Genomic DNA, 13,709 nt, shown 5'->3' on the forward strand with positions numbered 1-13,709 from the left:
GCCTACCAGGCCTGCGGGGTGATGACTCCCTTGCTCGTCACCACGACCCAGGACCGGCCGCGGCGCTCGATCGCCTCGACCCGGCCGGCGCCCGGCAGCGTGTCGCCCGGACCGACCTCGACGAGGCGCCGGTTGCGGTTCTCGATCATCGCCATTCCGTCATAGACGTCGCGCAGCACCCAGCCCTCGATCGTGCCCGGCTTGGCCGCCGCCGCCGGCTTGTCGGGCAGGCTGCCGGTCAGGGCCGGTTCTGCCGTGGCGACGTGCTTCGGGGCCGCCACGGGCGCGGCCGCCACCGGGGCCGGCGCGGCCGGTGCCGAGGCGACCGGCGTCGCGGCCTGGCGCTTGTCCAGCCTGTCCGTCAGCGCGGCGAGGCGGGCCGCCTGATCGCGGTCGGCATGCTCCTGGCGCTCGGCGAGGGCGGCCAGGCGCTCGGCCACCGCCGCGACCTTTCCGGCGAGGTCGCCGTTCTGGCGCTGCAAGCGCTCCAGGCGCTCCGAGATCTGGCCGAGGCGGGCCCCGGCCTCGGCCCGGCCCTTGTCGGCGGAATCATGGGCCTGGACCGTGCGGTCGCGCAGGAGCGACAGGTCGGTGGCGAGCCGGGCGGTCTCGGCGGTACCGGCCTCGACGCGGCTGCCGAGCCGCACCCACTCGCCCTGCGGGATGCCGGATCCGGCCACCTGGATGGCCCCCATCAGCGCCACCGTGCCGCCGCCCGCCAGCGCGCCGATGCAGGCGGCGCAGAGGAGGCCGGCCAGCGTCGTCGTCTTCAGCTTCGGCAGTCCGGGCAGGCCGGCGAACTTGCTCTTCGCGGAGCCCTTGGCGGAGCTTTCGGCCGCATTCGCCGCCGCAGCGTCCGGGGCAGCCGGCGTACCGGCGACGTCGTTCTGATCCACCATGACCCGAGCTTCCCAGGAATCCAGGAAGATTTGGGTAACCATGTATCCTTAACCGATGGTTACCGTGCTCGGGCGGCGCGTGGCCCGGGCCGCGACGGCCCGGGCCTGCTCCTGGAGCACGTCACGATCGCGCTGCGATCGCGAAGCTCCCCAGTCATTGGTTCTGCCGCATTTTCTGCGACGAACCGGTATCCACTTCGTCGGAAAATGCTTCAGCTTACGCCAGCGCCGGCAGCACCCGCTCGATCTCGGCCCGGTGCGGCTCGAGGAAGGCCGGCAGCTTCAAGGCCTCGCCCAGAGCCTCCGCCGGCTCGTCGGCGGCAAAGCCCGGCGCGTCGGTGGCGATCTCGAACAGCACCCCGCCCGGCTCGCGGAAATAGACCGAGCGGAAGTAGTTGCGGTCGCGCTGCTCGGTCACCTGGAGGCCGAGCGCCCCGGCGGCTTCCGCCATCGTCGCCTGGGCTGCATCGTCGGCAGCCCGGAAGGCGATGTGGTGGACCGAGCCGCCGCCGGAGCGGCCGGGCAGGAAGTCGCCGACCTCCCGCAGGGTGACGTGGGCGCCGAGCCCGGCCGTGCCCTTGTACCGGGTGAGCGAGCCCTCCCGCCCGGCCTCGGTCCAGCCGAACACCTCCGTGAGCACCCGGGCGGTGGGCGCAGCGTCGCGCAGCATCAGGGTGACGCCGTGGAAGCCCCGCACCGCGTGCTCGGACGGCACCTCCGATCCGCCCCAGGCCGGCTCGGCCTCGGCGCCGGCGACGCCGACCAGGGCGAGGCGCATCCCGTCGGGATCGCGGAACGGCAGCGCCGTCTCGCCGAAGACCTTGGCGGGCGCCTCGAAGGCGATGCCGGCCTCGACGAGGCGGTGGGTCCAGTAGCCGATCGAGCCCTCGGGCACCCGAAACGCCGTCTCCTCGGTCTGCCCGACCCCGACCCGACCGGGGGCGACGTGCTCCCAGGGGAAGAAGGTCAGGATGGTGCCGGGCGCGCCGTCGGCGTCGCCGTAATACAGGTGGTAGGTGCCGGGATCGTCGAAGTTGACGGTCTTCTTCACGAGCCGCAGCCCGAGGACGCGGGTGTAGAAGTCGACGTTGCGGCGCGCCGGACCCGAGATGGCGGTGACGTGGTGCAGGCCGGCGGAGGCGGTGGTGGTCATGGCAGGAAACTCCCGGTGGGCGGGCCGGCGGGGGAAAGCCGTCGGGGTCGCCGCGATGAGGGCAATCTAGGGGTTGCCCTCGCGGCCAGAAATAGAAACAATCGAAACCCATCGTTTCTGGACACGGCCCATGGCGCTGCCCGACTTCGAGGCCTGGGCGATCTTCGCCCGGGTGGCGCAGACCGCCTCGTTCTCCCGCGCCGCGACCGAGCTCGGCCTGTCGAAGGCGACCGTCTCGAAGGCGGTGAGCCGGCTCGAGCGGCGCCTGGGCGCCTCGCTTCTCAATCGCACCTCCCGGCGGCTGTCGCTGACCGAGGCCGGGCGCCTCGCCCTCGACGGCGCCGCCCGGATCCTGTCGGCCGGCGAGGCGGCGGAGGCCGAGGCCCTGGCGCAATCGGCGACGCCGCGGGGGCTCGTGCGCTTCGCGGCCCCGATGTCGTTCGGCCTCGCCCACGTCGCGCCGCTCCTGCCCGACTTCCTCGCCGCGCATCCGGAGGTCGCCGTCGACCTGCACCTGAGCGACGCGCAGGTCGACCTCGTCGGCGACGGCTTCGACCTGGGCTTGCGCATCGCGGCGCTCGCCGATTCGAGCCTGCGCCTGCGCCGCCTCTGCGCCGTCGGGCGCTCGCTGGTGGCGGCACCCGCCTATCTCGACCGGGCCGGACGGCCGGAGCATCCGCGCGACCTCCAGGACCATGCCTGCCTCGGCTACGCCTACCTGCCGAATCCGGAGCGCTGGCACTTCCACGACGCCGCCGGCGCGGAGGTCGCCGTGACGCCGGCCGGACGGCTGCGGGCGAACAACGCCGACGCGCTGACGCCGGCCCTGCGGGCGGGCCTCGGCCTCGCGGTGCAGCCCGACTTCCTGGTCTGGGACGACCTGCGCGCCGGGCGGCTGGAGCGGGTGATGCCGGGCTGGTCGCCGCCAGCGGTCGGGCTCAACCTCCTGATGCCGCCGGGCGCCGCCCGGCCGGCCCGGGTCACGGCGCTGGTGGCGTTCCTGGAGCGCCGGCTCGCGGCGGCGCCGTGGGTCGCGAAGGAGCCGTGGGCCGCCGAATCATCCACCATGCCGGGTTACAGAATGCCGGACCCGTAACAATGCGGCTTTACAAGGCCCGCGGAATCGCCGAGGGGGCGCATACGACCTTCGTCGTAGGGCAGGGAGCGGCGGCGCGTGGTGCGGCCTCCCCCCGCCATGTTGTACTAGGTCGTTGATTTCACCGCATTTTTTGCGTCCCGCCCGGTTCCCACACAGGCCAAAAGGTGCTCTAAGCTCGATGTGGGGGCCGAGTGAGGAAGAATGCGATGAAGTTCCGCGTCGAGGTCGATTGCACCCCGATCGAGGCACGCCAGTTCGTGGGTCTTCCCAACGTCGAGCCGCTTCAGGCGGCGGTGATGGCCGAGGTCGAGCGTCGCATGATGGCCGAGATGGACCGGTTCTCGCCCGACGCGATCATGCGCAGCTGGTTCACGGCCTTTCCCCAGGGCGCGGACCAGATGCAGAACATGTTCCTCAAGATGTTCCAGCAGGGCTTCGGCGGATCCTCGGCTCCGCCGAGCAAGTCCGAGTCCTGAACCCGGCCGAAGCTTCGATCTCGCCAGCCCGGAGGGTTCCGGTTTTCCGCACTGCAACGACGCGGATGGTGCGGATGCTCAGAAGACCGGGCGCCGCCGCGTGAGCTAAACCCTTGCAATATCAGTCGGGTTGCGAAAGCATGGCGGTGGCACGAACGATGCTGACGCCTGCGGCAACTCGACCCGCCGATCGAGTATGACCTAAGGGAGGACAACGTGGAACGCAGTCGCGATCTCGACCCGGTCGAGACCCAGGAGTGGCTCGACTCGCTCGACGGCGTGCTGGAGGTCGAGGGCCCGGATCGGGCGCACTTCCTCATCGAGCAGGTCATCGAGGGCGCCCGCAAGAAGGGCGCGCCGGTTCCGTACTCGGCCAACACCGCGTACCTGAACACGATTCCGGTCGACAAGCAGGACCCGCATCCGGGCGACCGGGTGATCGAGCACCGCATCCGCTCGGCGATCCGCTGGAACGCCATCGCGATCATCCTGCGCAACAACAAGGACTCGTCCGAGCTCGGCGGCCACATCGCCAGCTTCCAGTCGGCGGCGACCCTGTACGACACCGGCTTCATGCATTTCTGGCACGGCGCCGAGGGCGATCGTGGCGGCGACCTGATCTACGTCCAGGGCCATTCCTCGCCGGGCATCTACGCCCGCGCCTACCTGGAAGGCCGTCTGACCGAGGAGCAGATGCTCAGCTTCCGCCAGGAAGTCGGCGGCAAGGGCCTCTCGTCCTATCCCCATCCCTGGCTGATGCCGGATTTCTGGCAGTTCCCGACCGTCTCGATGGGCCTCGGGCCCCTGATGGCGATCTACCAGGCGCGCTACCTCCGCTACCTGCACCATCGCGGGCTCGCCAACACCGACGGCCGCAAGGTCTGGGCGTTCATGGGCGACGGCGAGATGGACGAGCCGGAGTCCCTCGGCGCGATCTCGCTCGCGGCGCGCGAGAAGCTCGACAACCTGGTCTTCGTCATCAACTGCAACCTGCAGCGCCTCGACGGCCCGGTGCGCGGCAACGGCAAGATCGTCCAGGAGCTGGAGGCGAACTTCCGCGGCGCCGGCTGGAACGTCATCAAGGTGCTGTGGGGCTCGGGCTGGGACCAGTTGCTCGCCCGCGACACCACCGGCATGCTGGCGCGCCTGATGGAGGAATGCGTCGACGGCGAGTACCAGGACTTCAAGTCGAAGAACGGCGCCTACATCCGCGAGCACTTCTTCGGCAAGTACCCGGAGACCGCCGCCCTGGTGAAGGACTGGAGCGACGACGACATCTGGCGCCTCACCCGCGGCGGCCACGATCCGAGCAAGGTGTTCGCGGCCTATTCGGCGGCGGTGAAGCACAAGGGCCAGCCGACCCTCATCCTCGCCAAGACCGTCAAGGGCTACGGCATGGGCGAGGCCGGTGAGGCGCAGAACATCACCCATCAGCAGAAGAAGATGGGCGAGGCGGTGCTCAAGCAGTTCCGCGACCGCTTCCAGATCGACCTCAACGACGACCAAATCGCCGAGATCCCGTTCATCCGCTTCCCCGAGGGGTCGCCGGAGCACGAGTATCTCATGGCCCGCCGCAAGGCGCTCGGCGGCCCGCTGCCGGCCCGGCGCGAGAAGTCGCAGGCCCTTCAGGTTCCTCCGCTGGACGCCTTCTCGGCCCAGCTGAAGGAGACGGCGGGCCGCGAGATCTCCACCACCATGGCGTTCGTGCGGGTGCTCAACACGCTCCTGCGCGACAAGAACATCGGCAACCGCATCGTGCCGATCGTGCCCGACGAGAGCCGGACCTTCGGCATGGAGGGCATGTTCCGCCAGTTCGGCATCTTCAGCCAGGTCGGCCAGCTCTACCGGCCCGAAGACGCCAACCAGCTGATGTACTATCGCGAGGACGAGAAGGGCCAGATGCTCCAGGAGGGCATCAACGAGGCCGGCGCGATGTCGTCCTGGATCGCGGCCGCGACCTCGTACTCGCATTCCGACGCGCCGACGATCCCGTTCTACATCTACTACTCGATGTTCGGGTTCCAGCGCATCGGCGACCTCGCCTGGGCCGCCGGCGACATGCGCGCCCGCGGCTTCATGATCGGCGGCACCGCCGGCCGCACGACGCTGAACGGCGAGGGCCTGCAGCACGAGGACGGCCACAGCCACCTGATCTCGGCCACCATCCCGAACTGCGTCTCCTACGACCCGACCTTCTCCTACGAGGTGGCGGTGATCGTGCAGGACGGACTGCGCCGGATGTATGCCGAGCAGGAGGACGTGTTCTACTACATCACGGTGATGAACGAGAACTACGAGCATCCCGGCATGCCCGACGGGGCGGCGCCCGGGATCCTCAAGGGCATGTACCTGTTCCGCGAGGGCAGGGCCGGGGCGGCGAACCGCGTCCAGCTGATGGGCTCGGGCACAATCCTGCGCGAGGTCATCGCCGGGGCCGAGCTGCTGGAGCAGGATTTCGGCATCGCCGCCGACATCTGGTCCTGCCCGAGCTTCACCGAACTGCGCCGCGAGGCGATGGCGGTGGAGCGCTGGAACATGCTCCACCCGACCGAGCCGCAGAAGACGTCCTACGTCGAGACCTGCCTGTCGGGCCGCCAGGGCCCGGTGATCGCGGCGACCGACTACATGCGGCTCTTCGCCGACCAGATCCGCCCCTACGTGCCGGGCCGCTACAAGGTGCTCGGCACCGACGGCTTCGGCCGCTCGGATTACCGTGTGCGCCTGCGCGAGTTCTTCGAGGTCAACCGCTACTGGGTCGCCGTCGCGGCGCTCAAGAGCCTGGCCGAGGAAGGCGCCGTGCCGGCCGCCAAGGTCGCCGAGGCGATCGCCAAGTACGGGCTGAACCCGGAGAAGCCGGCCCCCTGGACGGTCTGAGCGCCCTCGCACCGCGAGACCTCCTCTCTCGGGCCTCCAATCGGGTTCACACACTCCTCTGAGAGCTGGCCCTTTTTAGATCGCGCGCTTTCCCCTCCCCCTTGTGGGGAGGGGTCAGGGGTGGGGGTGGTGCCGCGTAGAACGCGAGCGTCATCCGGCACCACCCCCACCTCCAACTCCTCCCCACAAGGGGGAGGAGAGTCGCGCGACTTCCAACGGGGAAGCAATCAGATCGGAATGTGTGAAGACGGTAGAATGGCTGCCTGGAGAAGCACGTTCTCGCGCGCCAAAATTCCATCTGCATAAATCAGCTTAAGCAAGTCAATCGGGAGAGTGCGCAGTGTCGATCGAGGTCAAGATCCCGGATATCGGTGATTTCAAGAACATCCCGATCATCGAGATCCTGGTGAAGGAAGGCGACACCATCGGGGCCGAGGACCCGATCGTCTCGCTCGAATCCGACAAGGCGACGATGGAGGTCCCCTCCCCGTCGGCCGGCGTGATCGAGAAGATCCTGGTCAAGGTCGGCGACACGGTGAGCGAGGGCAGCCCGGTCCTGCTCCTGAAGGGCGAGTCCGAGGAGAAGGCGCCGGCAGCCGCCGCCGCCGCGACCCCGAGCGCCGGCGCCGCGCCCGCCGCCGACACCGCCGCCCTGATGCCGAAGCAGGAGCCGGATCCGGCAAAGCCCGCCGCCCCCCCGGTCCCGGCGGCGCCCACCTCGTCCGCGCCGGACTTCTCGAACGTCCATGCCAGCCCGGCCGTGCGGCGGCTCGCCCGCGAGCTCGGCGTCGACCTCAACGGCATCAAGGGCTCCGGCGACAAGGGCCGGATCACCAAGGAGGACGTGAAGGGCTCGCTGGTGCGCTCCGCCGCGCCCGCGCCGGCCGCCGGCACCGCGGTCGCCACCGGCAGCATGGGCATCCCGGAGATTCCGGCGGTCGACTTCTCGAAGTTCGGCCCGACCGAGATCAAGCCGCTGCCGCGGATCAAGAAGATCTCCGGCCCGCACCTGCACCGCGCCTGGCTCAACGTGCCGCTCGTCACCCATTCGGACGAGTCGGACATCACCGAGACCGACGCCTACCGCAAGGAACTCGACACCGCCGGCAAGGACAAGGGCTACCGCGTCACCCTGCTTTCGTTCCTGATCAAGGCCGCGGTCTCGGCGCTTCGCCAGCATCCGGAGTTCAACGCGTCGCTGAACCCCGAGAAGGACGCGCTGATCCTCAAGAAGTACTACAACATCGGCGTCGCCGTCGACACGCCGGACGGCCTCGTCGTCCCGGTGGTCAAGGACGCCGACCGCAAGGGCATCGTCGAGATCAGCCAGGAACTCGGCTCGCTGTCGAAGAAGGCCCGCGACGGCAAGCTCGGCAGCGGCGACATGCAGGGCGCCACCTTCACGATCTCGTCGCTCGGCGGCATCGGCGGCACCGGCTTCACGCCGCTCGTCAACGCCCCCGAAGTGGCGATCCTCGGCGTGGTGCGCTCCAAGATGGCCCCGGTCTGGAACGGCACCGAGTTCAAGCCGCGGCTGATGCTGCCGCTCTCGGTCTCCTACGACCACCGCGTGATCGACGGCGCGCTGGCCGCGCGCTTCACCCGCCACCTCGCCCACGTCCTCGAGGACGTCCGGCGCCTCGTCGTCTGACGAGAGAAATAGCGAGGCGATCCGAATGAGCAACGAAGTCCGTCTGCCGGACATCGGCGACTTCAAGAACGTCCCGGTGATCGAGGTGCTGGTCAAGGCCGGCGACACGATCGCGGTCGACGACACCATCGTCGTCCTGGAATCCGACAAGGCGACCATGGACGTCCCCTCCTCCGTGGCCGGCAAGGTCGCGGAGGTGAAGATCAAGCCCGGCGACAAGGTCACCCAGGGCGACCTGCTGCTGGTGCTGGAGGGCGTCGCCGCCGCAGGTCAGGCCAAGCCCGAGGTCGCCGAGAAGGCGGCCCCGGCGCAAGGCTCGGCGCCTGCGGCGGGCGGCTCGGCGCCTGCCGCCGGCGGCTCGCCGCTCGCGGCCGGTGCGGGCCAGGCGGGCTACGGCTCACCGGCCACCGCCGGCGGGCAGGGTGCGGCTCCCGCGCCTGCCCCGAAGGGCGCGGCCCCGGTCTCCGGCGAGGAGATGCGGGCCGAGGTGCTGGTGCTCGGCGCCGGCCCCGGCGGCTACACGGCGGCGTTCCGCGCCGCCGATCTCGGCAAGAAGGTCGTCCTGGTCGAGCGCTGGCCGAGCCTCGGCGGGGTCTGCCTCAATGTCGGCTGCATCCCCTCGAAGGCGCTGCTCCACGCCGCCAAGGTGATCGACGAGAGCCAGGCGATGGCCTCGCACGGCATCAGCTTTTCCGCGCCGCAGATCGACATCGACCAGCTGCGGAGTTGGAAGGAGGGCGTGGTCAAGCGCCTGACCGGCGGCCTCGGGGGTCTCGCCAAGCAGCGCAAGGTGACGGTCGTCACCGGCACCGCCCGCTTCGTCAGCCCGCATCAGATCGAGGTCGAGCACGAGGGCAAGAAGACGGTCATCGGCTTCGACAACGCGGTCATCGCGGCCGGGTCCGAGCCGATCAAGATGCCGTTCATCCCGCACGACGACCCGCGGGTGATCGACTCGACCGGGGCGCTCGAGCTCGACGGGGTGCCGAAGCGGCTGCTGGTCATCGGCGGCGGCATCATCGGCCTGGAGATGGCGACGGTCTACCACGCGCTCGGGTCCAAGGTGACCATCGTCGAGCTGATGGACCAGATCATCCCGGGCGCCGACAAGGACATCGTCACGCCGCTGTTCAAGCGGATCTCGAAGCAGTACGAGGCGATCCACCTCAAGGCCAAGGTCACCGCCGTCGAGGCGCTGCCGGAAGGCCTCAAGGTGACGTTCGAGGGCGGCTCGGCGCCGGCCACCGACACCTTCGACAAGATCCTGGTCTCGGTCGGCCGCCGTCCCAACGGCAAGCTCATCAACGCCGAGGCCGCCGGCGTCGCGGTGGACGAGCGGGGCTTCATCCCGGTCGACAAGCAGATGCGCACCACTGCCAGCCACATCTTCGCCATCGGCGACGTGGTCGGCCAGCCGATGCTCGCCCACAAGGCGGTGCACGAGGGCAAGGTCGCGGCGGAAGCGGCGGCCGGCAAGAACTCGTTCTTCGACGCCAAGGTGATCCCGTCGGTGGCCTACACCGATCCGGAGGTGGCCTGGGTCGGGATGTCGGAAAACGAGGCCAAGGCCAAGGGCATCAAGCTCGGCAAGGGCGTGTTCCCGTGGGCGGCGAGCGGCCGCTCGCTGTCGCTCGGGCGCGACGAGGGCCTGACCAAGGTGCTGTTCGACGAGGAATCGAACCGCATCGTCGGCTGCGGCATCGTCGGTCCGTCCGCCGGCGACCTGATCGCCGAGGCCGCGCTCGCCATCGAGATGGGGGCGGATGCCGAGGATATCGGGCTCACCATCCACCCGCACCCGACCCTGTCGGAGACGGTCGGTATGGCGGCGGAAGCCTTCGAGGGCACGATCACCGACCTCTACATGCCGAAGAAAAAGGCGCATTGAGGCGACGGGCGGGGCGGATCTCTCCGCCCCGCTTCCAGGTTTCTCGCCGAGGGCGCGCATCCCCCTCTCCCCGCGGGCGGGGAGAGGGTCGAGCCCCCCTTGTCGGGGGCGAGACGAGGCGGCAGCCGATGGTGAGGGGGAGGTGCCGAATGAGGCTCCTCCGGAAACACCCCCTCACCCTCGCTCCGGCTTCGCCTGCGCTCACTTCATCGACGACAAGGTCGATGAAGGCCTCTCCCCGCCCGCGGGGAGAGGGGAAACCCGCGCTTCCTTGATTGTCATCTGGATCAGGGCGGCAAAGTCTAGCTTACCGTTCTTCGCCCAGACCGACGTAATAGCCGCGTGATGCGGCCCCGCCTCATACCGCGGGGATCAGACCCTAACCTTGAGCGTTGCCCTCCCGAACGGTGCCCTCGAACGGCGCCGGCCGGGAGACGGCTTTCGCGCGCCGCCATCCCACCCACATCAGGAGGACACCCCGTGGACGAGCAACTCGAGAAGGCCGCCCTCGACTACCACCGCTTTCCGACGCCGGGCAAAATCGCGGTCCTGCCGACCAAGGACATGACCACGCAGCGCGACCTCGCGCTCGCCTACTCGCCGGGCGTCGCCGCGGCCTGCCTCGCGATCGAGAAGGACCCGGCCCAGGCCGCCGAGCTCACCTCCCGCGGCAACCTCGTGGCGGTGATCTCGAACGGCACCGCGGTCTTGGGCCTCGGCAATATCGGCGCGCTCGCCGGCAAGCCGGTGATGGAGGGCAAGGGCTGCCTGTTCCGCAAGTTCGCCGGCATCGACGTGTTCGACATCGAGATCGACGAAACCGACCCGGACAAGCTCGTCGACATCATCGCGAGCCTGGAGCCGACCTTCGGGGGCATCAACCTCGAGGACATCAAGGCGCCCGAGTGCTTCGAGATCGAGACCCGCCTGCGCGAGCGGATGAAGATCCCGGTCTTCCACGACGACCAGCACGGCACCGCGATCATCGCGGCGGCGGCGATCCTCAATGGCCTCGAGGTGGTGGGCAAGAAGATCGGCGAGGTGCGCGTCGTCTGCTCGGGCGCAGGTGCGGCGGCCATCGCCTGCCTCAACCTCCTGGTCAGCCTCGGCCTCGACAAGAAGAACGTTCTCGTCACCGACAGCCGCGGCGTCATCTACCAGGGCCGCAACAACCTCGATGCGCAGAAAGCGCAGTACGCGCAGGTCACGGAAGCGCGTAGCCTCGCCGACGCGGTGCCCGGCGCCGACATCTTCCTCGGCCTCTCGGCGGCCGGCGCGCTGACCCCTGAGATGGTCAAGGGCATGGCCGACAAGCCCCTGATCCTGGCGCTCGCCAACCCCGAGCCGGAGATCCGGCCGGAGGCGGCCAAGGCCGTGCGCCCCGACGCGATCATCGCCACTGGCCGCTCGGATTACCCGAACCAGGTCAACAACGTCCTGTGCTTCCCGTTCATCTTCCGCGGCGCGCTCGATGTCGGCGCGACCACGATCAACGAGGAGATGAAGCTCGCCGCGGTGCGCGCCATCGCGGAACTCGCCCGGGCCGAGCAGTCGGACGTGGTGACGGCGGCCTACGGCACGCAGGACATCGCCTTCGGGCCCGACTACCTGATCCCGCGCCCGTTCGATCCGCGGCTCATCACCAAGGTGGCGCCGGCCGTGGCGCTCGCCGCCACCGAGAGCGGCGTCGCGACGAAGCCGATGCTTGATGTCGAGGCCTATCGCCGCTCGCTGGAGAGCCGCGTCTACACCTCCGGCACGGTGATGCAGCCGGTCTTCGCCGCGGCGAGCGAGGCGGCCCGCGTCCGCGTGGCTTACGCCGAGGGCGAGGACGACCGGGTGCTGCGGGCAGCGCAAGTGGTGGTCGACGAGGGCCTGGCCCGTCCGGTGCTGGTCGGCCGGCGCGAGGTCATCGCCGACAAGATGAAGGCGCTCGGGCTTCGCATCGAGGTCGGCCGCGACGTCGACGTGCAGGACCTCGACGACGAAGGTTTTCAGGCCCAGGCGGCGCAAGGCTACTACGCGGCGCGCAAGCGCCACGGCCTGTCGCGCGAGGTGGCGCTCGCGGAAGCGCGGCGCAACCCGACGCTGGTGGGCGCGATGCTGCTGGCGCTGGGCCAGGTCGACGGCCTCTTGTGCGGCGGCACCGGCTCCTACCACAGCCACCTGCGCCACGTGCGCGAGGTGATCGGGATGGCGCCGGGGGTGAAGTCGCTCACCGCCATGAGCCTGTTGCAGCTGCCGCGCCACACCCTGTTCATCTGCGATCCCTACATCCACCTCGATCCGGGCGCGGAGGAGTTGGCCGACATGACGCTCCTGGCCTCCGCCGAGATGCGCCGCTTCGGCCAGACCCCGCGGGTGGCGCTGGTCTCGCATTCGAGCTTCGGCACCGCCCGCAACCCCTCGGCCGAGAAGATGCGCCGCGCGCTCTCTCTCATCACCGAGCGGGCGCCGGACCTCGAGGTCGAGGGCGAGATGCAGGCCGATGCGGCGCTGAGCCGGCCGCTGATGGAGCGGGTCTTCCCGGAGTCGCGCCTCACGGCCGAGGCCAACCTCCTGGTGATGCCGAACCTGGATGCTGCCAACATCACGCTCAACGCGCTCAAGGTGGTGGCCGGCCAGGGCATCAGCGTCGGCCCGATCCTGCTCGGCGCCGCCGCCCCGGTGCACATCCTCACCCACACCACCACCGTGCGCGGCATCGTCAACATGACGGCGGTGACCGCGGTGGCGGCGGCCAAGGCGGGCTGAAGGCGGGCTGAAGGCGGGCGGAACCGCCGGGCGTCGAGCCCGGCGGTTCCGCTCGACCGTCGTTCCACGGCTCCCGCGCCTCCGCTCCGCTGCCGAAGACGCGCGGGATTCCCCTCGCCGGCGTGCAGGGACGGGAGATTGGGGTGACGGCTGCACGGAGAGAGACGTCACAGGTTGCCCGCGGTAGGCCGGGCGAAGGGTCGATGAGCGCCGCCGCGGCGAACCTGCCCGCGCCAGTCGGATGCAGGGCCGCCGGCCGTGCACCGGCTCGGGCGAGGTGCGTGAAGGCCGCCATCCATGATTGCCTGCCCTGCTCGCGCATCCGTCAATTGACAGACACAGCCGGCCGCCTCGACATTATTATCGCTACAAGGTGCGAACCAATCGCTCGACGGCGCCGCCCCACGCGGCCGCCCCCATCTGCCCAACGGACGGAAGCGCCCATGATACGCCTGAACGTGAACGGCTCCGTGCGCGAGGTCGAGGCGGAACCCGACACGCCGCTGCTCTGGGTGATCCGCGAGCAGGTCGGCCTCACCGGCACCAAGTACGGCTGCGGCATCGCCCAGTGCGGCGCCTGCACGGTCCATATCGACGGGCAGGCGGTGCGTTCCTGCTCGCTTCCCGTCTCGGCGGTCGAGCCGGGCCAGAACATCGTCACCATCGAGGGCCTCAGCCCTGATCGCTCGCACCCGGTGCAGAAGGCCTGGGCGGCGCTCGACGTGCCGCAATGCGGCTTCTGCCAGTCCGGCATGATCATGGCCGCCGCCGCCCTGCTGGCGCAGAAGCCCAAGCCCAGCGAGGCCGACATCCGCCAGGAGATCACCAACATCTGCCGCTGCGGCACCTACAACCGGGTGCTCGCCGGCATCAACCTCGCCGCCCAGGGCGGCGAGAGCGGCCGCGGCTGAGGGA

Annotated in this window: 8 protein-coding genes and 1 pseudogene; 7 read left to right on the forward strand and 2 right to left on the reverse strand. The window is 69.8% G+C overall.

Going from position 1 to position 13,709, the window contains the following annotated elements; genetic code table 11:
* Positions 1 to 2: 2 nt before the first annotated feature.
* A complete protein-coding gene (locus ACS5PV_RS13980) occupies positions 3 to 899 on the reverse strand; it encodes a hypothetical protein (protein WP_455395933.1) in 897 nt (298 codons plus the stop codon).
* A 217-nt stretch (positions 900 to 1,116) separates the two neighbouring features.
* Entirely contained in the window at positions 1,117 to 2,052 is a 936-nt protein-coding gene (locus ACS5PV_RS13985) for a ring-cleaving dioxygenase (RefSeq protein ID WP_455395934.1), read from the reverse strand.
* Between the two features lie 130 nt (positions 2,053 to 2,182).
* Here ACS5PV_RS13985 and ACS5PV_RS13990 point away from each other — a divergent pair, with 130 nt between their 5' ends.
* From ACS5PV_RS13990 to ACS5PV_RS14020, 7 genes and pseudogenes are all read left to right on the forward strand, one after another.
* On the forward strand, positions 2,183 to 3,148 hold the full coding sequence (locus ACS5PV_RS13990; protein ID WP_455395935.1) for a LysR family transcriptional regulator: 966 nt from the start codon (positions 2,183 to 2,185) through the stop codon (positions 3,146 to 3,148).
* 209 nt (positions 3,149 to 3,357) lie between these two features.
* The gene (locus ACS5PV_RS13995; protein ID WP_455395936.1) at positions 3,358 to 3,627 is read left to right on the forward strand and encodes a DUF6489 family protein; all 270 of its coding nucleotides are present in this window, start codon (positions 3,358 to 3,360) and stop codon (positions 3,625 to 3,627) included.
* 216 nt (positions 3,628 to 3,843) lie between these two features.
* A complete protein-coding gene (gene aceE, locus ACS5PV_RS14000) occupies positions 3,844 to 6,501 on the forward strand; it encodes a pyruvate dehydrogenase (acetyl-transferring), homodimeric type (RefSeq protein WP_455395937.1) in 2,658 nt (885 codons plus the stop codon).
* A gap of 334 nt (positions 6,502 to 6,835) precedes the next feature.
* Positions 6,836 to 8,152, forward strand: a pseudogene (gene aceF, locus ACS5PV_RS14005) (dihydrolipoyllysine-residue acetyltransferase); the annotation flags it as partial.
* Positions 8,153 to 8,177: 25 nt separating this feature from the next.
* On the forward strand, positions 8,178 to 10,040 hold the full coding sequence (gene lpdA, locus ACS5PV_RS14010) for a dihydrolipoyl dehydrogenase (protein WP_455395938.1): 1,863 nt from the start codon (positions 8,178 to 8,180) through the stop codon (positions 10,038 to 10,040).
* A gap of 480 nt (positions 10,041 to 10,520) precedes the next feature.
* Positions 10,521 to 12,794, forward strand: coding sequence for an NADP-dependent malic enzyme (locus tag ACS5PV_RS14015; protein ID WP_455395939.1), 2,274 nt, complete (start codon positions 10,521 to 10,523; stop codon positions 12,792 to 12,794).
* 443 nt (positions 12,795 to 13,237) lie between these two features.
* On the forward strand, positions 13,238 to 13,705 hold the full coding sequence (locus ACS5PV_RS14020) for a (2Fe-2S)-binding protein (RefSeq protein ID WP_455395940.1): 468 nt from the start codon (positions 13,238 to 13,240) through the stop codon (positions 13,703 to 13,705).
* The last annotated feature ends 4 nt before the right edge of the window (positions 13,706 to 13,709 follow it).

Source organism: Methylobacterium sp. Gmos1 (genome assembly GCF_053764715.1).